Source organism: Streptomyces sp. DF42 (assembly GCF_058267695.1).
On record NZ_CM177859.1, the window covers coordinates 5,801,549 to 5,823,771 of the forward strand.

Annotated in this window: 21 protein-coding genes; 13 read left to right on the forward strand and 8 right to left on the reverse strand. The window is 70.2% G+C overall.

Translation table 11 applies throughout. From position 1 onward, the window contains the following. Nucleotides 1-66: 66 nt before the first annotated feature. From ACYUED_RS26640 to ACYUED_RS26650, 3 genes are all read right to left on the reverse strand, one after another. Entirely contained in the window at nt 67-525 is a 459-nt protein-coding gene (locus ACYUED_RS26640) for a VOC family protein (protein WP_491285724.1), read from the reverse strand. Between the two features lie 48 nt (nt 526-573). After that, nucleotides 574-1,521, reverse strand: a complete 948-nt coding sequence (gene rarD / locus ACYUED_RS26645) for an EamA family transporter RarD (RefSeq protein ID WP_491285726.1) — start codon at nt 1,519-1,521, stop codon at nt 574-576. A 120-nt stretch (nt 1,522-1,641) separates the two neighbouring features. Next, nucleotides 1,642-2,496, reverse strand: a complete 855-nt coding sequence (locus tag ACYUED_RS26650; protein ID WP_491285728.1) for an SDR family oxidoreductase — start codon at nt 2,494-2,496, stop codon at nt 1,642-1,644. Between the two features lie 91 nt (nt 2,497-2,587). On the opposite strand from ACYUED_RS26650, the gene ACYUED_RS26655 reads away from it, so the two are divergent. From ACYUED_RS26655 to ACYUED_RS26665, 3 genes are all read left to right on the forward strand, one after another. Then, nucleotides 2,588-2,992 carry a winged helix-turn-helix transcriptional regulator gene (locus ACYUED_RS26655; protein WP_491285730.1) on the forward strand — a complete coding sequence of 135 codons (405 nt, stop codon included), beginning with the start codon at nt 2,588-2,590 and terminating at the stop codon, nt 2,990-2,992. A gap of 279 nt (nt 2,993-3,271) precedes the next feature. Further along, on the forward strand, nt 3,272-3,835 hold the full coding sequence (locus ACYUED_RS26660) for a DUF6082 family protein (RefSeq protein ID WP_491285732.1): 564 nt from the start codon (nt 3,272-3,274) through the stop codon (nt 3,833-3,835). A gap of 163 nt (nt 3,836-3,998) precedes the next feature. Then, nucleotides 3,999-4,187, forward strand: a complete 189-nt coding sequence (locus ACYUED_RS26665) for a hypothetical protein (RefSeq protein ID WP_491294445.1) — start codon at nt 3,999-4,001, stop codon at nt 4,185-4,187. Between the two features lie 106 nt (nt 4,188-4,293). On the opposite strand, the gene ACYUED_RS26670 is transcribed toward ACYUED_RS26665, so the two are convergent. From ACYUED_RS26670 to ACYUED_RS26690, 5 genes are all read right to left on the reverse strand, one after another. Next, a complete protein-coding gene (locus ACYUED_RS26670) occupies nt 4,294-5,373 on the reverse strand; it encodes a 2-oxoacid:ferredoxin oxidoreductase subunit beta (RefSeq protein WP_491285734.1) in 1,080 nt (359 codons plus the stop codon). Further along, on the reverse strand, nt 5,366-7,294 hold the full coding sequence (locus ACYUED_RS26675) for a 2-oxoacid:acceptor oxidoreductase subunit alpha (RefSeq protein WP_491285736.1): 1,929 nt from the start codon (nt 7,292-7,294) through the stop codon (nt 5,366-5,368). The genes ACYUED_RS26670 and ACYUED_RS26675 overlap by 8 nt, the downstream gene beginning before the upstream one ends. Nucleotides 7,295-7,605: 311 nt before the next feature. Continuing rightward, nucleotides 7,606-8,265, reverse strand: coding sequence for a response regulator transcription factor (locus ACYUED_RS26680; RefSeq protein ID WP_323182986.1), 660 nt, complete (start codon nt 8,263-8,265; stop codon nt 7,606-7,608). 322 nt (nt 8,266-8,587) lie between these two features. Further along, the gene (locus tag ACYUED_RS26685; RefSeq protein WP_491285738.1) at nt 8,588-9,979 is read right to left on the reverse strand and encodes a sensor histidine kinase; all 1,392 of its coding nucleotides are present in this window, start codon (nt 9,977-9,979) and stop codon (nt 8,588-8,590) included. A gap of 121 nt (nt 9,980-10,100) precedes the next feature. Then, on the reverse strand, nt 10,101-11,294 hold the full coding sequence (locus tag ACYUED_RS26690) for a sensor histidine kinase (RefSeq protein WP_491285740.1): 1,194 nt from the start codon (nt 11,292-11,294) through the stop codon (nt 10,101-10,103). A gap of 270 nt (nt 11,295-11,564) precedes the next feature. On the opposite strand from ACYUED_RS26690, the gene ACYUED_RS26695 reads away from it, so the two are divergent. The 10 genes from ACYUED_RS26695 to ACYUED_RS26740 all read left to right on the forward strand — a co-directional run bounded on the left by ACYUED_RS26695 (nt 11,565) and on the right by ACYUED_RS26740 (nt 22,134). Further along, nucleotides 11,565-11,957, forward strand: a complete 393-nt coding sequence (locus tag ACYUED_RS26695; protein ID WP_491285742.1) for an NADH-quinone oxidoreductase subunit A — start codon at nt 11,565-11,567, stop codon at nt 11,955-11,957. Beyond that, nucleotides 11,948-12,589 carry an NADH-quinone oxidoreductase subunit B gene (locus tag ACYUED_RS26700; RefSeq protein ID WP_491285744.1) on the forward strand — a complete coding sequence of 214 codons (642 nt, stop codon included), beginning with the start codon at nt 11,948-11,950 and terminating at the stop codon, nt 12,587-12,589. The genes ACYUED_RS26695 and ACYUED_RS26700 overlap by 10 nt, the downstream gene beginning before the upstream one ends. Then, on the forward strand, nt 12,586-14,286 hold the full coding sequence (locus tag ACYUED_RS26705) for an NADH-quinone oxidoreductase subunit C (RefSeq protein WP_491285746.1): 1,701 nt from the start codon (nt 12,586-12,588) through the stop codon (nt 14,284-14,286). Before ACYUED_RS26700 ends, ACYUED_RS26705 begins: the two co-directional genes overlap by 4 nt. Next, nucleotides 14,283-15,251: a complex I subunit 1/NuoH family protein gene (locus ACYUED_RS26710; protein WP_491285748.1), complete on the forward strand. Its 969-nt coding sequence runs from the start codon at nt 14,283-14,285 to the stop codon at nt 15,249-15,251. The genes ACYUED_RS26705 and ACYUED_RS26710 overlap by 4 nt, the downstream gene beginning before the upstream one ends. Then, the gene (locus ACYUED_RS26715; protein ID WP_491285750.1) at nt 15,251-15,895 is read left to right on the forward strand and encodes a NuoI/complex I 23 kDa subunit family protein; all 645 of its coding nucleotides are present in this window, start codon (nt 15,251-15,253) and stop codon (nt 15,893-15,895) included. The genes ACYUED_RS26710 and ACYUED_RS26715 overlap by 1 nt, the downstream gene beginning before the upstream one ends. A gap of 65 nt (nt 15,896-15,960) precedes the next feature. Continuing rightward, entirely contained in the window at nt 15,961-16,653 is a 693-nt protein-coding gene (locus tag ACYUED_RS26720; RefSeq protein WP_491294446.1) for an NADH-quinone oxidoreductase subunit J family protein, read from the forward strand. Beyond that, the gene (gene nuoK / locus ACYUED_RS26725) at nt 16,653-17,042 is read left to right on the forward strand and encodes an NADH-quinone oxidoreductase subunit NuoK (protein WP_491285751.1); all 390 of its coding nucleotides are present in this window, start codon (nt 16,653-16,655) and stop codon (nt 17,040-17,042) included. The genes ACYUED_RS26720 and nuoK overlap by 1 nt, the downstream gene beginning before the upstream one ends. After that, nucleotides 17,039-19,033 (forward strand): NADH-quinone oxidoreductase subunit 5 family protein, encoded by a 1,995-nt coding sequence (locus ACYUED_RS26730; protein ID WP_491285753.1) that lies wholly within the window; start codon nt 17,039-17,041, stop codon nt 19,031-19,033. The genes nuoK and ACYUED_RS26730 overlap by 4 nt, the downstream gene beginning before the upstream one ends. A gap of 6 nt (nt 19,034-19,039) precedes the next feature. Continuing rightward, the gene (locus ACYUED_RS26735; protein WP_491285755.1) at nt 19,040-20,614 is read left to right on the forward strand and encodes an NADH-quinone oxidoreductase subunit M; all 1,575 of its coding nucleotides are present in this window, start codon (nt 19,040-19,042) and stop codon (nt 20,612-20,614) included. Continuing rightward, complete coding sequence (locus tag ACYUED_RS26740; protein ID WP_491285756.1) at nt 20,611-22,134, forward strand: NADH-quinone oxidoreductase subunit N; 1,524 nt, start codon at nt 20,611-20,613, stop codon at nt 22,132-22,134. Before ACYUED_RS26735 ends, ACYUED_RS26740 begins: the two co-directional genes overlap by 4 nt. The last annotated feature ends 89 nt before the right edge of the window (nt 22,135-22,223 follow it).

The following is a 22,223-nucleotide window of genomic DNA, read 5'->3' on the forward strand; positions in this document are numbered from 1 at the left end:
GACAGCGAGTTCGCATAACGGAGCATCCGGCGGTGCGGCCGCCCCGTCGGGCACGCCCGCGCTCACCTACTGCACGCAGTACTCGTTCCCTTCCGGATCTGCCATCACCACCCACTCCCCGCCCGCCTCCTTGACCCGGCGCACCACACTCGCCCCGAGCCCCTCCAGCCGTTCGACCTCCCCGTCCCGGCGACCCTCGCCGGGATGCAGATCGAGATGGAGCCGGTTCTTCACGGTCTTCGCCTCCGGCACCCGCTGGAACAGCAGCCGCCGCCCGAGACCGGTTCCGCTGTCCTGGTCGTACGGGTCGTCCGGATGCCGTACGGCGATCAGGTCCCGGAAGGCCGGGCGGCCGTGGAAGTCGAGGGTGGCCGCGGCGGGCAGGGCACCGAGCTTCAGCAGCCGCTCGATGAGCGCGCTGTTGTCCTCGACCTCGTACCGGAGCGCGGCGCTCCAGAACTCGGCCTGCGCATGCGGATCGGCGGAGTCGATGACGAGCTTCCAGTGCACGGGAGTCTGTGTCATGGACCACTTATAGCTGGCGGGCACGATCATCAGCGCCACCCGCGTCGGTCAGGCCTCCACCGCGGCCGCCGCCGTGTCCACCCGCGGCGTCCTGACCTCGGCCCGCACCCTCCGCGCAGCGCGCCACGCGTCCCACGTCAGCAGGCACAGCGCCACCCACACCAGCGCGAACCCGGCCCACCGCTCCACCGGCATCGCCTCATGGAAGTACAGAATCCCGAGCACGAACTGGAACACCGGCGCCAGATACTGCAGCAACCCCAGCGTCGACAACGGCACCCGGATCGCCGCCGCCCCGAAGCAGACCAGCGGCAACGCGGTCACCACCCCGGTCGCCGCGAGCAGTGCCCCGTGTCCGACCCCGCCGGTCGTGAAGGTCGACTCACCTCGCGAGGCCAGCCACAGCAGGTAGCCGACCGCGGGCAGGAACTGGATCGCGGTCTCCGCGGCCAGCGACTCGATCCCGCCGAGACCGACCTTCTTCTTCACCAGCCCGTACGTGGCGAACGAGAAGGCGAGCGTGAGCGAGATCCACGGCGGCTGCCCGTATCCCACCGCGAGCACGACCACCGCCGCGAACCCGGTCCCGACCGCCACCCATTGCGCGGGCCGCAGTCGTTCCTTCAGGAGCAGCACGCCCATCGCGATGGTGACCAGCGGATTGATGAAGTACCCGAGCGAGGCCTCGACCACGTGTCCGCTGTTGACGGACCAGATGTACACGCCCCAGTTGACGGTGATGACCGCCGCGGCGACCGCGACGAGCCCCAGCCTGCGCGGCTGCCGAAGCAACTCGCCGGCCCAGGCCCAACGCCGTGTCACCACGAGCGCGACGCCCACGAAGACGAGGGACCAGACCATCCGGTGGGCGAGGATCTCGATCGCTCCGGCGGGCTTCAGCAGGGGCCAGAAGAGGGGCACGAGGCCCCACATCCCGTATGCCGCGAAGCCGTTCAGCAGCCCTATGTGCCGCTCGCCCCTCGCCTTCCCTGTCACGGGCCCCTCCTCGCCTCGCCGCGCATGCGTGTCAGGCAGAAGGTAACGCCGAGCGCCCCCGCCTGTCATGCCCGTATCGCCATACGGTCATGACAGGCGAGGGTGTGCCCGGGGGGAGCCTCAGCCCTTGACCGCCACCGCGATCGCGTCGGCGAGCGGCGTGGTCGGACGGCCGGCCAGCCGGGACAGGTCGCCGGAGGAGACGACCAGTTCGCCCTTCTCTATGGAGGCGTCCACGCCCGCGAGGATCGCGGCGAGCGGACCGGGCAGCCCGGCACCGGCCAGGATCCCGGTGAAGGCCTCGACGGAGACGGGGCTGTACGCGATCTCCTTGCCGGTCTGGCTGCTGAGCTCGGCCGCGTACTCGGCGAAGCTCCACGCCTCGTCGCCGCCCAGCTCGTACGTCTTGTTCTCGTGCCCCTCGCCGGTCAGAACGGCGACGGCGGCGGCCGCGTAGTCGGCGCGCGAGGCGGAGGAGACCCGGCCCTCGCCGGCCGCCTGGACGACGGCGCCGTGCTCGAGCGCGGGGGCCAGGTTCTCGGTGTAGTTCTCGTGGTACCAGCCGTTGCGCAGCAGCGCGTAGGGCGCGCCGGAGGCGAGGAGGACCTCCTCGGTGGCGCGGTGGTCGTCGGCGAGCGCTGCGGTCAGGGTGCCGGGGGCGCTGGTGTAGGCGAGCAGGGCGACACCGGCGGCCTTCGCGGCCTCGATGACCACCGTGTGCTGGCCGACGCGCCCCTTGTCGAACTCGTTGCCGGAGATGAGCAGCACCTTGTCGCCGGCCGAGAAGAGGCTGCCGAAGGTCTCGGGGGTGTTGTAGTCGGCGACCGCGATCTTCACGCCGCGGGCGGCGAAGTCGGCGGCCTTCGCCTCGTCGCGTACGACGGCGGTGATCTGGTCGGCCGGAACCTTCTCCAGCAGCTGCTCAACGACGTGGTGGCCGAGGTGTCCGGTGGCGCCGGTGACGACGATGCTCATGATGGGTGACTCCTTGTGGGGTGCGTATGGCACTTACCCTAGGAGGTGCGCTAACTCTTCGAAAGTACCCACTTTGAAGTAAGGTACTGGCATGACAGTAAGTACAGTGGGTGGCGGGACCGCCGGTGCCGCGAAGTACGGCACCGGCGAGGCGATGTGCCCCCATCGCCTCGTCCTGGAGCACCTCACCAGCCGCTGGGGCGTCCTGGTCCTGATCGAACTCCTCGACCGCCCCTACCGCTTCAGCGAACTGCGCCGGGCCATCGGCCGGGTCAGCGAGAAGATGCTCACGCAGACCCTGCAGACCCTGGAGCGCGACGGCCTGGTGCACCGCGACGCCAAGCCGGTGATCCCCCCGAGGGTCGACTACTCCCTCACCGACCTGGGCCGGGAGGCGGCGCAGCAGGTGCGGGTCCTGGCGACATGGACCGAGCGGCGGATGGGGGAGGTGCAGAAGGCGCGCGCGGTGTACGACGCGGCGAAAGCGCGGGACTGAGCGGTATCGACGCCCTCCAGCGGCAGCGTCGACGCCCTCCCGTGGCCGGCATCGACGCCCGCCGGCGAAGGAATGGCGCAGGCGCTCGCCGGGCACACACTAGACAGGGTGTCGGTTGACATGAGCGGTTCGTCCACCCATGCGCCCCCTCTCCGCCTCCCGCGCCGTCTTGATCCGCCCGGCATCCTGGGGGCGGGCGCTGTGCCCAACCGCGCGCTGGTCCTCGTGCCGCCCACGAGGTCATCGACCGGTGCGCGGACGCCTATTCGGGGGTTCGCATTGGCCACACAGAATCCGGACGCGCGAAGGATCGGTTCTGCAGGACGGCCCCGGGCCGGTCGGACCCGCGTCCCCTTTCCCCGTCAGGCCTGGCGTCGCCGCCAGGAGGAACTGGCCCTGGACCTCCTGAGCGAACTCACCCGCCTCACCGACGAGATCCGCCATGCCAACCTGATCCAGTTGCATCGCATCACCGCCGCGCAGGTCGATCACGCCATGGCGGATCCCGCGTTGGCGTCGGCCATGAGCACGTTGGACGGCGTGTCGCACAGCAAGCGACGGCAGGTGTTGTTCGCCAACCGTGAATACGGCGCGATCGTGCTCGGCCATCGCATCGGCGCCTACGACTGGGACGAACTGATCGGCCACTTGCGGGTCCTCGCCCGGAACGAGGTGTTCAAGGAGTACTGGGAGGCGACGGTCGAGCACCGTCGGAGTGTTCCGCACCAGAGCCTTGAGGCGAGGGTGGGCCGGGCGGTCGACGTGATCATGGAGGAGCTCGGGGAGGGCCCGGAAGAGTGGTGGGTCGTGGGGCCGAGGCCGGACACCGACCCGTCCGGGTGACCGTACGGACCTGACAGTGTTTGAGGTAGCGTCTGTTCGTTTGGGGCTGAGGGGCCCAGAGTTGGGGCCTGGTAAGGAAGAGGTCACCTCAGTGCCAAGCAATGAGTTCCGGTCCGTCCACATCACCCGCCGCCTCGGGGACACGCCCCGTCAGCGCGGATCCATGACGGGCGAGACATGCCCGGATCTCTTCGAGTTGAGTGACGGTGCCTTCGCGGTGATCGGAACCGACCGGACCGAAGAACTGGACGCACTGCTTCCGGCGGATGCCGCCCGCGCCGACTACGAGCGCATCGTCGTCATCACCCGCGACACCCTCCTCCGCGCCAAGAGAGACATTCCCGACGCGTGAGACGGAAGGGCCCGGATGCGCAGCGTGCATACGGGCCCTTTCCGTGCCGGGCTTCCGTGCAGGGTGTCCCGTGTCAGAGTCCCGTGCGGGATCCCGTGTCAGGCCGTCAGCCGACGACCGTCCAGGCGTCCCCGCCTGTCAGCAGCGCCGCCAGGTCGCCCTTGCCGTTCTGCTCGATCGCGGTGTCGAGCTGGTCGGCCATCTGCGTGTCGTAGACCGGCCGGTCCACGGACCGGAGCACACCGATCGGGGTGTGGTGCAGGGTGTCCGGGTCGGCCAGCCGGGACAGCGCGAAGGCCGTGGTCGGCGATGGGGAGTGGGCGTCGTGGACCACGATCCGGGACTCGTTGTCCGCGGTCACGTCGACCACCTTCAGATCACCGGTCACCGCGTCCCGTACGACCCCGCGCGCGCCGTCCGCCCCGAAGCGGATCGGCTTCCCGTGCTCCAGCCGGATCACCGCCTCCTCGGCCTGCTGCTTGTCCTTGAGGGCGTCGAACGCGCCGTCGTTGAAGATGTTGCAGTTCTGGTAGATCTCGATCAGCGCGGTGCCGGTGTGGGCGGCTGCCTCCCGCAGGACCGACGTGAGGTGCTTGCGGTCCGAGTCGATCGTCCGGGCCACGAAGGACGCCTCCGCGCCGAGGGCCAGGGACACCGGGTTGAAGGGCGCGTCCAGTGAGCCCATCGGCGTCGACTTGGTGATCTTGCCGACTTCCGAGGTGGGGGAGTACTGGCCCTTGGTGAGGCCGTAGATCCGGTTGTTGAACAGCAGGATCTTGAGGTTGACGTTGCGGCGCAGGGCGTGGATGAGGTGGTTGCCGCCGATGGACAGCGCGTCGCCGTCACCGGTGACCACCCACACGCTCAGGTCCCGCCGGCTGGCGGCGAGTCCGGTGGCGATGGCGGGGGCCCGTCCGTGAATGGAGTGCATGCCGTACGTGTTCATGTAGTACGGGAAGCGGGACGAGCAGCCGATGCCGGAGACGAAGACGATGTTCTCCTTGGCGAGACCCAGCTCCGGCATGAAGCCCTGGACGGCCGCCAGGATCGCGTAGTCACCGCAGCCGGGGCACCAGCGCACTTCCTGATCGGACTTGAAGTCCTTCATGGACTGGCGGGCCTCGGCCTTGGGGACGAGCGAGAGCGCCTCGATCGTGCCCGTGCCTTCCGTGGACGTCTCAGCCATCGATGGCCTCCTTGAGAGCCGTGGCGAGCTGCTCAGCCTTGAACGGCATGCCGTTCACCTGGTTGTACGAGTGGGCGTCCACCAGGTACTTCGCCCGGACCAGCGTGGCGAGCTGACCGAGGTTCATCTCGGGGATCACCACCTTGTCGTAACGCTTCACCACCGTGCCGAGATTCCGCGGGAACGGGTTGAGGTGACGCAGATGGGCCTGTGCGATGGACTCGCCGGCCGCGCGCAGCCGCCGTACCGCCGCGGTGATCGGTCCGTACGTCGAACCCCAGCCGAGCACCAGCGTGCCCGCCTCGTGCGGATCGTCGACCTCGAGATCCGGTACGTCGATGCCGTCGATCTTGGCCTGCCGGGTGCGCACCATGAAGTCGTGGTTGGCGGGGGCGTAGGAGATGTTGCCCGTGCCGTCTTCCTTCTCGATGCCGCCGATGCGGTGCTCCAGGCCGGGCGTGCCGGGGACGGCCCAGGGGCGGGCGAGCGTCTGGGGGTCGCGCTTGTACGGCCAGAAGACCTCGGTGCCGTCGTCCAGGGTGTGGTTCGGTCCCTGCGCGAACTGCACGGTCAGGTCCGGGAGTTCGTCGAGTTCGGGGATGCGCCAGGGCTCGGAGCCGTTGGCCAGGTAGCCGTCGGAGAGCAGCATCACCGGGGTGCGGTACGTCAGCGCGATCCGCGCCGCCTCCACGGCCGCCTCGAAGCAGTCGGCCGGCGTCCTGGGCGCGATCACCGGGACGGGCGCCTCGCCGTTGCGGCCGAACATGGCCTGCAGGAGGTCCGCCTGCTCGGTCTTGGTGGGCAGGCCGGTCGACGGGCCGCCCCGCTGGATGTCGATGACGAGGAGCGGCAGCTCCAGGGAGACGGCGAGGCCGATGGTCTCGCTCTTGAGCGCCACCCCCGGGCCGGAGGTCGTCGTCACCCCGAGCGAGCCGCCGAAGGCCGCGCCCAGTGCCGCGCCGATGCCGGCGATCTCGTCCTCGGCCTGGAAGGTCCGTACGCCGAAGTTCTTGTGCTTCGACAGCTCGTGCAGGATGTCCGAGGCCGGGGTGATCGGGTACGAGCCCAGGAACAACGGCAGGTCCGCCTGGCGAGACGCGGCGATCAGCCCGTAGGACAACGCGAGGTTCCCGGAGATGTTGCGGTAGGTCCCCGGCGGGAACGCGGTGGCGGCCGGCGCGACCTCGTAGGAGACCGCGAAGTCCTCGGTCGTCTCGCCGAAGTTCCAGCCGGCCCGGAAGGCGGCGAGGTTCGCCTCGGCGATCTCGGGCTTCTTCGCGAACTTGGCCCGCAGGAACTTCTCGGTCCCCTCGGTGGGCCGGTGGTACATCCACGACAACAGCCCCAGCGCGAACATGTTCTTGCTGCGCTCGGCCTCCTTGCGGCTGAGGGCGAACTCCTTGAGCGCCTCGACCGTGAGGGTCGTCAGCGGCACCGGATGCACGCTGTAGCCGTCGAGCGAGCCGTCCTCCAGGGGGGAGGCCGCGTATCCGACCTTCTGCATCGCCCGCTTGGTGAACTCGTCCGTGTTGACGATGATCTCCGCGCCGCGCGGCACATCGGCGAGGTTCGCCTTCAGGGCGGCGGGGTTCATGGCGACCAGCACGTTCGGCGCGTCGCCCGGGGTGAGGATGTCGTGGTCGGCGAAGTGCAGCTGGAAGGAGGAGACGCCCGGCAGGGTTCCGGCAGGTGCCCGGATCTCCGCGGGGAAGTTGGGAAGGGTGGAGAGATCATTGCCGAAGGACGCGGTCTCGGAGGTGAAGCGGTCGCCGGTGAGCTGCATACCGTCACCGGAGTCTCCCGCGAACCGGATGATCACCCGGTCCAGCCTGCGAACGTCCTTCGTTCCGCCCGGCCCCCGCTGCTCTCCGACGACGGTTCCGTCTGCCTGCTCCGCTGTCCTGCTGACCTGGCTGGTCACTGAACTGGACCTCCCTCGAGGCGGCTGTCTGGGACCGGCCCTCCCGCAGGCCCTCCCAGGATCAACCCTACGTCGGTTAGGGTCGCCTTCCTGTGGCCATTCGCATCATGGACACAGTTTTGAGACGATGTGACGCCCTGACTTGTCATGATTTCTCGCCCCCCGGCGCTTCCCTTGAAGACGCTCCCCGCAATTCTTCGGTCCTGGGGCTGGACGGACGCTGGATTGACGGCTGAATGGCGGCTGCTGACGCGCCGAACGGGTTGCTGCTGACTCGTTGAACGGGCTGCTGTTGACTCAGTGTCAGCCCGTCACGAGTTCAGATAGGTGAGGACCGCAAGAACACGCCGGTGATCCCCGTCACTCTGGGACAGCCCGAGCTTCAGGAAAATGTTGCTGACGTGCTTCTCGACGGCACCGTCGCTGACCACGAGCTGTCGCGCGACGGCCGAATTGGTCCGCCCCTCGGCCATGAGCCCCAGCACCTCCCGCTCCCGGGGCGTCAGCCCGGCCAGCACGTCCTGCTTACGGCTGCGCCCGAGTAGCTGCGCGACCACCTCGGGGTCCAGCGCGGTACCCCCCTGGGCCACCCGCACCACCGCGTCCACGAACTCGCGCACCTCGGCGACCCGGTCCTTGAGCAGGTAGCCGACGCCATGGCTCGAACCGGCCAGCAGTTCGGTGGCGTAGCGCTCCTCCACGTACTGCGACAGCACGAGCACGCCGAGCCCCGGATGCGCCTTGCGCAGCTGCACCGCGGCCCGCACCCCTTCGTCAGTGTGCGTCGGCGGCATCCGCACGTCGGCGACCACGACGTCGGGCAGCTCGCCCTGCGCGTCCAGCTCGGTGATGGTCTTGATCAACGCTTCCCCGTCGCCGACTCCGGCGACCACGTCGTGCCCTCGGTCGGTCAACAGCCGGGTCAGTCCCTCCCTGAGCAGTACTGAATCCTCGGCGATGACCACGCGCACCCTGTCCTCCACGATCTCCGGCCCCCCAGCCCGACTCCAACTGCCGGTAGTCCAGCATTCCAGCATTCGGACCGGGTCGCCCCTGACCAACAGGAATCAACGCGAATACGTGCACGCGCGGCGGGTTCCCGCCCCTCGGGGCCTCTCGGGTCACGGGTTGCTCGTGCGGGGTGACGGATTGTTGATCTTTGGCTGGGGGGTGAGTCGGGTGGGTGGGGAGACGAGGACGTGCAGGCGGAACCGCCGGAGGGCGCCGGGCGCCATCCGGCGGAGGTGCAAGCGGCGTGCAAGCGGCGTGCAAGCGGTTGTGATCAGCCTGCGGTCAGCCCAACGCCCGCTCCCCACGCCAGGGCAACTCCGCGGTGACCCGGGTGGGACCGCCGACCGGCGAATCCACCACCAGGATCCCGTCCACCGCGTCCAACCGCTCCGTGAGCCCCCCGAGCCCGGACCCGACGGTGGCGTCCGCGCCGCCCACCCCGTTGTCCACGACCTGCACCATCAGCCGGTTCTCCACCCGCCACACATCCACCGAGGCCCACGTGGCCCGCGCATGCTTGCTGATGTTCTGCAGCAGCTCGGAGACGGTGAAGTAGGCGATGCCCTCGATGGCCGGCGTCGGCCGCTCGGCCAGATCCACCTCCACCTGCACCGGCACGGTGCATCGTGAGGCAACGGCCGACAGCGCCGCGTCCAGGCCCCGGTCCGTCAGCACCGCCGGATGAATTCCGCGAGCCAGATCCCGCAGCTCCTGCAAGGCCGTCTTCACCTCGCCGTGCGCCTCGCCGACCATCCGCGCGGCCGCCGCCGGATCCTCCGTGAGCTTCTCCTTCGCCAGCCCCAGATCCATGGCCAACGCCACCAGACGGGCCTGTGCCCCGTCATGCAGGTCCCGCTCGATCCGCCGCAGGTCCGCAGCGGCCGTGTCCACCACGACCCCCCGGTCCGACTCCAGCTCCACCACCCGCGTCGCCAGCCGCGACGGCCCGAGCAGCCCGTGCACCATCAGCCGGTCCACCATCGTCAGCGCCCGTACGATCCACGGCGTGGCCAGCGTGAACAGCAGCCCCACCAGCGCGGTGACGGTGATCTCGAAGGGGTTGTCCAGGTAGATGCTGTGGCTGCCGTCGCCGTACAGCTGAAGGCCGTCCTGGCCGCCGTACATCGGGAAGAGCCAGAACCACAGCGGATACGTGAGCAGCGCCCACCCGTACGCCCAGAAGTTCACGGCGACCACGAACGAGAACACCGACCAGGGGAACTGCAGCAGCGCGTACAGCAGCGTCCGCCACGACGTGCCGCTCTTCAGCACCGCCCCCATCCAGGCCATCACGCCGGGCTTCTTCATCCGCAGTGGCTCGGGGTCGGCCACGTCGAGGCCCAGCAGCCCGCGCGCCCGAGCCCGCTCCATCGCCCCGAGGCCCCGGCAGCCCGCCAGCCCGGCCGCCAGCACCGGAACGCCGAGGAACGTCACCAGCAGACCCGCCCCGAGCGACAGCATCGTGACGGCGTACGTGAACATCAGGACGCCGATCGGCAGGCCCAGCAGCACATATCCGAACTCGCGCCAACTGCGCCCCTCGAAGGGCGCCCGCAGCCCGACGGGCAGTCGGCGCCGCCGGTCGCTGAGCCCGAGCCCGTCGCCGAACCCGTCGTCGTAACCGTGCCCGTCGTCGTAACCGTGCGCGTAGCCCTGTCCGTACTCCGTGGCCATCGGCGTCGTCCGTTTCTACTCGTCCTTCTAGCCGTGCGGCTGTTCTGTCGTACCTCCACACTCCTTCGCCGCAGGTCCGCGAACCATGGAGTCCGTCGGCGTCTTGGAAGGGGGGTTTTCCCTACCCCTCGCCCGGGGCACGGTCGCGCCACGGCAGTTCCGCGGTGACGACGGTCGGCCCGCCCTGCGGGGAGTCGATGACGAACAGCCCGTCGACGGCGTTCAACCGGTCGGCGAGCCCCTTCATCCCGCTGCCGCCGTCGAGGCGCGCGCCGCCGCGGCCGTCGTCCTCCACCTGGATGAGCAGCCGGTCCGACGACCGCCACACCTCGACGGACGCGGTCTTCGCCGCACTGTGTTTGCTGATGTTCTGCAGCAGCTCGGAGACGGTGAAGTAGGCGATGCCCTCGATGGCCGCGGCGGGCCGTGCGGCGAGGTCGACCGTCACCTTCACGGGGACGGTGCAGCGCGAGGCGACCGCGGAGAGTGCCGCGTCGAGACCCCGGTCGGTGAGTACGGCGGGATGGATGCCGCGCGCCAGATCCCGCAGCTCCTGCAGCGCGAGTTTCACCTCGCCGTGCGCCTCCGCGACCATCTCCGCCGCCGTGTCGGGGTCCTCCAGGAGCTTCTCCTTGGCCAGGCCGAGCCCCATCGCGAGATTGACCAGGCGGGCCTGCGCCCCGTCGTGCAGGTCGCGCTCGATGCGACGCAGGTCGGCGTTGGCCGTGTCGACCACGACCCCGCGGTCCGACTCCAGCTCCGCGATACGCCGCTCCAGTTCGTCGGAGGGCGACAGCAGGCCGCGCACCATCGCCCGGTCGGCGTTGGTCAGCCCCCGCGCGATGAACGGCAGTACCGGCCACAGCACGAACAGCGAGGTCAGCGTGATGACGAAGGTGAGGATGCCCCAGGGCAGCCGGATGAAGTCGTACAGCACCGTGCGCCAGCCCACCGGGTCCTTCACCCTCATCCACAGCCACGGCAGGAAACCGGTGCCGCGTCCGGGCAGCGGGCTCGGCTCGTCCACCCGCACCCCGAGCAGCTTCCTGGCCCGCGCCCGCTCCATCCGGCCCAGCAGCCGCGCACCGGTCAGCCCGGCCGCCAGCAACGGGAACCCGATCACCGTCACGGTCAGCCAGAAGCCCGTGAACAGCACCGTGACGACGTAGGTGAAGCCCAGCAGCGCGACCGGAAGATTCGCCAGGAGATGCGCGATCTCCTTCCAGGTGTGCCGGTCGTAGGCGAAACGGACGGGCGGCAGACGGTCGCCGTCGCTTTCCGGGGCCCGCATCGGGCGCGAGAGTCGTTCGGTCATATGGGTCAGCGTGCCGCGCGCCGGGCGCCCGCGCCATGAGGTCGGCCGCCGCCGTCCCCTGGGGAAAACCCCACCCCGGCATCTCAAGGTGATCTCAAGGCGTGACGGGCTGCTTACCGTCTCTTTATCAGGGCCTAGACTCCCGTGCGTACAGATCGTCGAACAGCAGCGTTCATCAGGGCCGCAGGTCACCGGGGCGGATGGCGACCCGCGGCAGACGGCCCACGGTGATGCCGCAGGGCCGCAGAGTCAGGGAGCGAGGGTACGGACGTGCGGGAACCGACCGTTGTCGCGGCGGACTACTTCCAGTCGTACTCCGTCGTCGGACTGCTCGCCGTCGTCGGCGTGCTCTTCGTCGCTGTCGCCTTCGGGGCCGGCCGCCTGCTGCGGCCTGTGGTCCCCACCCCGGAGAAGCTCCTGACCTACGAGTGCGGAGTCGACCCCGTCGGCGAGGGCTGGGCCCACACCCAGGTCCGCTACTACGTCTACGCGTTCCTGTACGTCGTCTTCGCCGTCGACTCGATCTTCCTGTTCCCCTGGGCCACGGTCTTCGCCGCCCCCGGCTACGGCGCGGCGACCCTCGTCGAGATGTTCATCTTCCTGGGCTTCCTGGCCGTGGGCCTGCTGTACGCATACAAGAAGGGCGTTCTGGCATGGATGTGACGACGCCAGACACCAACGGGCAGCCGACCGCACCGGGTGGGCCGGCCGAGCCCGTTCTGCTGCCGGAGCCCAAGCGTCTCGGCGCTCTCGCACGCCTCGCCCCCGAGCCGATGAAGGTGGTCCTGAACTGGGGCCGCCGGTATTCGCTGTGGGTCTTCAACTTCGGCCTCGCCTGCTGCGCGATCGAGTTCATCGCCGCGTCGATGGCCCGCCACGACTTCATCCGCCTCGGCGTCATCCCCTTCGCACCGGGCCCGCGACAGGCCGACCTGATGGTCGTCTCCGGCACGGTGACGGACAAGATGGCGCCGGCGGTGAAGCGCCTGTACGAGCAGATGCCGGAACCGAAGTACGTCATCTCCTTCGGCGCGTGCAGCAACTGCGGAGGCCCCTACTGGGACTCCTACTCCGTCACCAAGGGCGTCGACCAGATCATCCCGGTCGACGTCTACGTCCCCGGCTGCCCGCCGCGCCCCGAGGCCCTGCTCCAGGGGATCCTGAAGCTCCAGGAGAAGATCGCGCGGGAGTCGCTGGGCGAGCGGTACGGCACCTCACGCCCGTCGGCCGCGGCTCTGCAGACCGGCCTGGTGAAGCCGCCGGCCGCCGAGGCCTCGGGGCGGGAGGACCGATGAGCACGGTCGGCTGGCTCCCCGCCTCCGTCGACGAGTTGTTCGGCACGGAGGCCACCGCCGAGGAGGCGTACGAGGTCCTCACGGTCGACGTCCCGCCGGCGACCTGGCTCGCCGCGCTGGAGGTGGCGCGCGACCGGCTGTCCTGCACGTACTTCGACTGGCTGAGCGCGGTGGACGAACCGGGTACGGGGTTCCGCGTCGCCGCCCACGTGGTGTCCCTGTCTCCCGTACGCCGCCTGCTGCTGCGCACGACGGTCCCGCACGAGGCGCCGGCGCTGGCCTCCGCCGTCGGCGTCTACGCGGGCGCGGCCTGGCACGAACGCGAGACCCACGAAATGTTCGGCGTCGTCTTCGAGGGCCACCCGGCCCTGGATCATCTCCTCCTCCCGGAAACCTTCGAAGGCCACCCCCTCCGCAAGGACTTCGTCCTGGCCGCCCGCGTGGCCAAGGCCTGGCCCGGCGCCAAGGAACCGGGCGAGTCCGAGCACGGCGGCCCCAAGCGCCGCCAGATGCTTCCCCCCGGCGTCCCCGACCCGAACGAATGGGGTCCCCTGAAGGGCCAGCTCCCCCCGGCCCCGGCCCGCCCCACCAGGGCCGCGGGCCGACCAGCAGCCGACCGCCCCACCCGCACACCGGCCGACCGCCCGCCCCGCCGCACCCGCACAACCGCAGAGGGCTCGGCCAGCCAGACGGCGGGGTCCGGCAGCCAGATGGCGGGTTCCGGTTCCGGTTCGGACGATGCCGGGGCCGGGAGTGGGCGTTTGGTGGGGGAGGGTTCGGCGAGTCAGGCGGTGACGCCAGGGTCTGCCGATGCTCCGACTGGGCCGCGGCGCGCGCGTTCGGCTGCTGAGGGTTCGACGAGTCAGGTGGAGGGCGCGTCTGGTCGGGCGGCGGGTTCGGGGTCCGGTGATGCTTCGGGGCCCGGCGATGCCGAGGCTCGGCCGCGGCGTGCCCGTTCCGCCGCGGGAGGATCGACGAGTCAGGCGGCGTCGTCTCCGGTTGGGGGAGCCCCGGCTGCCCCGTCCGCATCGGGTGGCGAGCCCTCTGCCGCAGAGGCACCGGCCGACCGGCAGCCGGGAACAGCCGGTGCGGGCGCGGGTGCGAGTGCCCGCGCGAACGCGCCGCGACGCGCACGCAGCGCGAGCGAAGGCTCGGCCTCGCAGACCGCACGACCCATCCCGACAGAGGGGGCAACAACCCCACCCGCTCACACCGCCCGCAGTTCTGACGCCCCGTGGCATCACGCCCGCCCGGCCTTCGACGAGCAGGAGCCGGGGCAGGAACAGGAGTCGGTGCGGGAGCCGGGGCAGGAACAGGAGTCGGTGAAGGAGCTGCAGGCGCAGGCGCAGGCGCAGGTGCCGCAGCCGGGCCCGGAGCCGGAGCCAGGCCCTGCAACGAAGTCCGGCCCTGAGCCTGAGGCGGGCCCAAAGCCGGAGCAGGAACAGGTGCCGCAGCCGGGCCCGGGGCCAGAGGCAGGCCAGGAGACGGAGCCCGTCGCGGAACCGGCGGGCGAAGCCGAGCCCACTCCGAGACCCCCCGGCGCCGGGGCCGCCGTTCGCGGTTCGGATGCGTCCGAAGGAAAATCCGAGCCCGCTGAACCCACTTCGGAGCCGTCCGTCTCCGAGGAGACCTCCGCCGAGCAGGACACCGAACCCCCGGTCGCGAATCCCGAAGACCCCGCAGGAGGCCCGCAGTGACCGACGCTCTGGACGTCGTCCTGCGACTCCTGATCGTGTTCGTCGTCTTCCTCACCTTCCCTCTGATCGTCGGCCAGACCGAGCACAAGGTCATGGCTCACATGCAGGGCCGCCTCGGCCCGATGTATGCCGGCGGTTTCCACGGCTGGGCCCAACTCGTCGCCGACGGCGTGAAGTTCGCGCAGAAGGAAGACATCGTCCCGGCGGGCGCGGACCGGCGTGTCTTCCAACTCGCCCCTGCCGTAGCCCTCCTCCCGTACCTTCTGGTCCTTCTGGCCATTCCCATCGGCCCGGGCGAGGGCGCGGTCGGTCAGGTCCTCGACGCGGGCATCTTCTTCGTGCTCGCGGTGATGGGCGTGGGGGTCCTCGGCTCGCTCATGGCCGGCTGGGCCTCCGCCAACAAGTTCTCCCTCCTTGGCGGCCTCCGTACCGCCGCCCAGCTCCTCGCCTACGAACTCCCGATGCTGCTCGCCGCCGCCTCCGTCGCGATGGCCGCCGGCACGGTCTCCCTGCCCGGCATCCTGGACGCGTTCCACTGGTGGTGGCTGCCCTGGCAGATCGTCGGCGGGATCGTCTTCTTCGTCGCCGGCCTCGCCGAACTCCAGCGCCCGCCCTTCGACATGCCGGTCGCCGACTCGGAGATCATCTTCGGCGCGTACACCGAGTACACGGGCCTGCGCTTCGCTTTGTTCCTCCTCGCCGAATACGCCGGAATCGTCGTCCTGTGCGGTCTGACGACCGTCCTCTTCCTGGGCGGCTGGCACGGTCCCTGGGGTGCCGACGGCCTCGGCTGGGTCTGGACCCTGCTGAAGACGGCCGTCCTCGCCTTCCTCGTGATCTGGCTTCGCGTCACCTATCCCCGCCTGCGCGAGGACCAGCTCCAGAAACTCTCGTGGACCCTCCTTGTCCCCCTCTCCCTCGCCCAGATCGCCCTCACCGGCATCGTCAAGGTGGTGATCTCCTGATGGCTGAGCCGCTGCCGTCCACCCGGTCCCGCATCCCCGGCTCCGGCCTGGCCAAGGGCCTGGCCGTCACCCTTCGCACGATGACGCGGAAGACGGTCACCGAGCAGTACCCGGACGTCCAGCCCGACCTCCCGCCCCGCACCCGCGGCGTCATCGGCCTGTTCGAGGAGAACTGCACGGTCTGCATGCTGTGCGCCCGCGAGTGCCCGGACTGGTGCATCTACATCGACTCCCACAAGGAGACGGTCCCGGCGGCGACCCCCGGCGGCCGTGAACGCAGCCGCAACGTCCTCGACCGCTTCGCCATCGACTTCTCCCTGTGCATGTACTGCGGTATCTGCATCGAGGTCTGTCCTTTCGACGCCCTGTTCTGGTCCCCGGAGTTCGAGTACGCCGAGACCGACATCCACGAACTCACCCACGAGCGCGACAAGCTCCGCGAGTGGATGTGGACGGTCCCGGCTCCCCCCGCCCTCGACCCTGGCGCGGAGGAGCCGAAGGAGATCGCCGCCGCCCGCAAGACCGCCGAGAAGCTGGCCGCCGCGTCAGCCGCCGCGGCCGAGCCCGTCGAGCCGTCGCCCGAGCGGCACCAGCCGACCGAGCCACCGGCCGGCCCGACCGAACCCGAGGGAGGCGCGTCGTGACCGTCACCGCAGTCGCTGCGACGGCGGCGCACGCCATGGCCGCCCACGCCCCGGCCGCCCATGCGATGGCCGCTCACGCGACGGCAGCCCACGCCACCGCGACCACGGCCGCCGCGGGCACCCACGGCTTCCTCTCACCGACCGGTGTAGAGATTGCCTTTCTCCTCGTCGGCCTGGCCACCTTCGGCGCCGCCCTCGTCACCGTCACCACGCGGCAACTGGTGCACGCCGCACTGTGGCTGGTGGTCACGCTCGGCGGCCTCGCCGTCGAATACCTCCTGCTCACCGCCGAGTTCATCGCTTGGGTGCAGGTCCTCATCTACGTGGGTTCCGTCGTCGTCCTCCTTCTGTTCGGTCTGATGCTCACCAAGGCCCCCATCGGCCGCTCTCCGGACGCCGACTCAGGCAACCGCTGGGCCGCCCTCACCGTGGCTGTCGCCGCGGCCGCCGCCCTGGTCTGGGTCGTCGTCGACGCCTTCCGCGCAACCTGGATCGACCTGGACGGCCCGGCCGCCGGCTCCACCGCCGTCACCGGAGCGAGCCTCTTCCAGAACTGGGTCCTTCCCTTCGAGGCCCTCTCCGTCCTTCTCCTCGCCGCCCTGGTCGGTGCGATCGTCCTGTCCCGCAAGGCGAAGGCGGAGATGAGCTCTCCCCCTGTGAACTCCCGAGCCGCGACCGGCAGTTCCCCTTCCGTCCCGGATCCCCGGATTCACCCGGTCGAGGGACAGGACCCGGCCGAGCAGGAAGGCGCCCGCTGATGCACCTCGCCTATCCCGCCGTACTCTCCGCGCTTCTCTTCTGCACCGGCCTGTACGGCGTCCTGGCTCGCCGCAACGCGATCCTGGTCCTGATGTCCGTCGAGCTGATGCTCAACGCCGTCAACCTCAACCTCGTCGCCTTCGATGTCTGGCTCAGCAAGGCCGCCCGGGACACACTGCACTCCGGCCAGGCGCTGACCCTGTTCACCATCGCCATCGCCGCCGCCGAGATCGGTATCGGCCTCGCGATCGTCCTCTCCGTCTACCGCAACCGCGGCACCTCGGACATCGACAAGCTCCGCGACAGCGCCGAGGGCCACGAGAGCGACGGCCCCGACGGTGACGCCCTGACGACGGACCAGACCGGGAAGGCTGAGGCCACCGCGTGACCACGACCACCCTCGCCGCCCTCGTCCCCCTCCTGCCGTTCCTGGGCGCCGCGGCCGGCCTGCTCCTGGGCCGCACGGCCCCCGGGTTCGTCCGCCCGCTCGCCGTCCTGCCGCCCCTCGCCTCCCTCGTGCTGGCCGCGCTCGTCGCCCTGCGCCAGGGTGGCGACCAGGCGATCGACGCCGCCACGGAACTCACGCCCACCGGTTCGGTCCCGGTCGAACTCGCCCTGCACATCGACGGCTTCGCCGCCCTCGTCGCCGTGCTGGTCGCCCTGGTCGCCTCCTGCGTGCAGATCTACTCGACGGGCTACCTGCGCGACGACCCGCGCTACCCGTCGTACGCCGCCCTCGTCTCCCTCTTCACCTCCGCGATGCTGCTCGTCGTCTACTCCGGCGACCTGATCGTGCTGCTGGTCGGCTGGGAGATCATGGGCATCTGCTCGTACTTCCTGGTCGGCCACTACTGGGAGACCCCGGAGGCCCGCGCCGCCTCCATCAAGGCCTTCCTGGTGACCAAGCTCGGTGACGTCCCCTTCCTCATCGGCCTGTTCGCGCTCGGTACCGATGCCGGCTCCTTCCGCATCACGAGGGTCCTCGGCACGGTCGCGAGCGGCGGACTCGACCACCCGACACTGATCGCGCTGCTGCTCCTGGCCGGCGTGGCAGGCAAATCGGCCCAGTTCCCGCTGCACACCTGGCTCCCCGACGCCATGGCGGGCCCGACACCCGTCTCCGCGCTGATCCACGCCGCGACGATGGTCGCCGCCGGTGTCTACTTCATCGCCCGTCTCCTTCCGGTCTTCGAGGCCTCCCCTGCCGCGATGATCGTCCTCGCCGTCATGGCAGCCGTCACGATGGTCGGCTCGGGTCTGGCCGCGCTCGCCCAGGACGACATCAAGCGCGTCCTGGCCTACTCGACGATCGGCCAGCTCGGTTACATGACCGGCGCCCTCGCGGTCGGTGACCGCGGTGCCGCCGTCTTCCACCTCCTTACGCACGGCGCCTTCAAGGCGCTGCTGTTCCTCGCGGCCGGCGTGATCATCCACGCCGCCGGCACCAACTCGCTCGCCGCCATGTCCCGGATGCGGGGCCTGCGCGACCGTGTCCCCGACGCCTACTGGACGATGACCGTGGCGCTCCTCAGCCTCGCCGCGATCCCGCCCTTCAGCGGCTTCTTCTCCAAGGAGTCCGTCCTCGGCGCCGCCGAGCACGTCGCCACCGGCCACACCGAGCACGCCCCGGCCGCAGCGGGCTGGATCGCCCTCGTCGCCGGCCTCGTCGCCGCGGCACTCACCGCCGCGTACGCCACACGCCTTTGGCTGCTGACGTTCCAGGGCCGGGGCACCGAGGCCCCCGACCACGGCCGCCAGCCACTCACCATGACCGTGGTGCTGTGGGTGCTCGCCGTCCCGTCCCTCGCGCTCGGCGGGCTCGCCTACCGCTCGCTGCCCGACTGGTTCGACGGCCGCGACCTCACCCCGACCCTCACCACCGCCGTACTGGGCACGGGTGTGGCGCTGGTGGGCGGCATCGTCACGTACGGGGCCTGGCGACACACCACCGCCCTCGCGGCTCGCGTCCCGCTGGGTGCGGTCGCGGCCCACCCCGAGGGCGACGCCGGACTGGTCGAGGCCGAGGCAATCGCCAGCCACGCACCCGCGTACGGCGACGTCGTCTCCGCGCCCGACCCGTCGGACCCCGGGCGGCTGCTGCTCGGCCCGCTGCACCGGCACGCGGCCGTCGGCTTCCACCTCGACGCCGTCTACGCGGCCCTCTTCGTCCGCCCGGTCCTGGCCGGAGCAAGTCTCGTCCGGTTCCTGGACCGCGAGGTCGTCGAGACCTACGTACGCGGTGCGGGTGCCCTGCCCAGGCTGCTCGGGACCGCCGTACGGCGCGCCCAGACCGGCAATGTGCAGACCTATGTGAGCGCGCTGCTCGCCGGCACCGTCGTCCTGGCGGTCGCCGCCCTCCTCGTCGCCACGGGAGCGTGAGCAGGCGTGATCGATATCAACGAGTCCGTGATGCAGTTTCTTCTGGCATTCGTCGTCGTCGGCCCGCTCCTCGGCGCCGCGGCGGCTCTGCTGCCCGCACCGCCCGGGCTGAAGGGGAAGTCGCCCGAGCAGGCCGTGCTGCGGCATGGTGTCGCCGTGACCGGTGCGGTGCTCATCGCCGCGATCGTCCTCGCGCTCGGCTTCGACCACGACCATCCGTCGAAGATGCAGGCCACGACCGACATCAGCTGGATCCCCGCACTCGACGTGCGCATCCACCTCGGCATCGACGGCATTTCCCTCCCCCTTCTGGTCCTGACCGCGCTGCTGACCTTCCTCTGCGCGCTCTACTCGTACTTCAAGATGCCCTCGGGTCCGACCCCGAAGGCCTTCGTCGCACTGGTGCTGGTCCTCGAGTCCGGCACTCTCGCGAGCTTCTCCGTTCTCGATCTGCTGCTGTTCTTCCTCGCGTTCGAGACGGTGCTCATCCCGATGTACTTCCTCATCGCCCGCTGGGGCGGCGAGGGCCGGACCCAGGCCGCCTGGCGGTTCATCCTCTACACACTGCTCGGTTCGGTCGTCATGCTGCTCGGCCTGCTCCTGATCGGGATCAAGGCCGGCACTTTCGACATGGTGGCACTCGCCACTGACAACGGCCGTTCGCTGACCGCGTCCGTGCAGGTCATCGCGGTTTTGGCGATCGGTGTCGGGCTTGCGGTCAAGACGCCGATGTGGCCGTTGCACAGCTGGCTGCCCGACGCCCACACCGCTGCGCCGACCGTCGGCTCGGTCCTGCTGGCAGGCGTTCTGCTCAAGATGGGTACCTACGGGTTCGTCCGGATCCTCCTTCCGATCGCGCCGGACGGCTTCCGCACCTTCGCGCCCTACCTCGCCGCCTTCGCCGTCGTCGGGATCATCTACGGATCCCTGGCCTGCCTGGCGCTGGCCAAGCGGGGCGCGAAGGGCGACCTCAAGCGCCTCATCGCCTACTCCTCCGTCGGCCACATGGGCTTCGTCCTGCTCGGCATCGCGACCATGACCCCGACCGGCGTGAACGGCGCCCTGTTCGCCAACATCGCCCACGGCCTCATCACCGGCCTGCTCTTCTTCCTGGTCGGCGCTCTGAAGGACCGGGCGGGCACCACCGACCTCGACGCCCTCGCAGACAAGACGGGAGCCGCGCTCTACGGCAAGGCCCCGCGTCTGGGCGGCCTGCTCGCCTTCGGCGCCGTCGCCTCGCTCGGACTGCCCGGCCTGGCCGGGTTCTGGGGCGAGATGCTGGCCCTTTTCGGCGCGTTCAAACCGGCCGCCGGCCTCAGCCGCCCGGCGTTCCTCACCTTCATGGCGATCGCGGCCTTCGGCACCCTCCTCACGGCCGCGTACATGCTCGTCGTCGTCCGAAGGGTCTGCATGGGCGCCGTACCGCAGGAAGCGCCGCAGCTCGCCGACGTCCAGACATACGAGTTCGCGGCCTGGACCCCGCTCGTCGCCCTCACCGTCGTCGCCGGGCTGTGGCCCAAGGCCCTCCTCGGCCTGACCGACCCGGTCGTGCAGCAGCTCCTCGCAGGAGGCAACCGATGACCAGCCTGGCCCAGCCGCTGGCCGCGAATCTCGTCCAGTCCGTCGACTGGCTCGCCATCGCGCCGCCCACCCTGACCGCGGTCGTCGGACTCGTCGTCCTGGTCGCCGACCTGTTCGTCGGCGACACCAGGAAGGCACTTCTCGGCTGGGTGTCGGTCGCCGGCCTCGCCGCCTCCGCGCTCCTGCTGCTGCCCCTCGTGAACGACGACCGGTCCACGTTCTGCCTGACCGGCAACGCCCACGTCTGCAGCTACGCGGCGGACCGCTTCACCCTGGTCATCCAGTTCCTGGTCCTCGGAGGCGCACTCCTCGCCGCCCTCCTGTCGGTGACAGCTCTCAAGGACGCGGACAAACAACTCCCCGAAGGGGAGTACTGGTTCCTGCTGCTGTCCTCCGCCGCCGGCGCCGCCCTCCTGCCCGCCTCCCGGGATCTCGCGACGTTGATCGTCGCCCTGGAGGTCGCCTCCCTGCCGGCCTTTGCCCTCGTCGGCATCCGGCAGGGTGACAAGAAGTCCTCCGAAGCGGCCCTGAAGTTCTTCCTGTCGTCGGTCACCGCGACCGCCGTCAGCCTCATGGGCATCAGCTTCGTGTACGCCTCCACGGGCACCCTCTACCTCACCCAGGTCGCCCACCGGATCCAGCACGTCGACGGACAGCTCCACACCCTCGCCCAGACCGGCGTCGTCCTCACTCTCGTCGGCTTCGCCTTCAAGACGGCGGCCGTGCCCTTCCACTTCTGGGTCCCGGACACCTACGTAGGGGCGCCACTGCCGATCGCCGCCTACCTCTCGGTCGTCGGCAAGGCCGTCGGCTTCTCCGGGCTGATCCTCGTCACGGTGATCGCGTTCCCGTCGTATGCCGACGTCTGGGGTCCCGCACTCGCGGGCCTGGCCGCCCTGACCATGACCGTCGGCAACGTCGGCGCCCTGCGCCAGCAGGCCACGCGCGCGTACAGCGCCGTACGACTTCTCGCCTGGTCGTCGGTCGGCCAGGCCGGCTACCTCCTCGTACCGATCGCCGCGGCCGCCTACTCCGACGACGCCGAGCGCTCCATCGGCTCCACTGTCGCCTACGCCCTCATGTACGCAGCCATGAACCTCGGGGCCTTCGCGGTGGCCGCACTGGTCGGTCGGACCAGGTCCGCGAACCGCGTCACGGACTACCGCGGCCTCTACGCGACGAACCCGCTCGCCGCTCTCCTACTGGCCTTCTTCCTGCTCTGCCTGGCCGGACTGCCCCCGGGCATCATCGGCCTCTTCGCCAAGGTCACCGTGTTCTCGGCAGCGGTCGACGCGGGGCTCGGCTGGCTGGCCGTGGCCATGGCCGCGAACGTCGTCATCGCCCTGTTCTACTACCTCCAATGGACGGCACTGCTGTTCCGTGCCCCCGAAGGTGAGCCCGTCAAGCACCGTCTTCCGGCGCCCCTCACCGTGGCGATCACCCTCACCGGCACCCTTGGAATCGTCCTCTCCGGGGCACCTCAGCTGGTCCTGCGCTTCGCGGACACCGCTCTCTTCTGAGCGGGCATCGGCTGCTCGGGGCCGAAGTCACCCGAACGGCCCACGAACGCCGCCGTACGCACAAGGGAACTAGTGACCCCCGCCTGGCG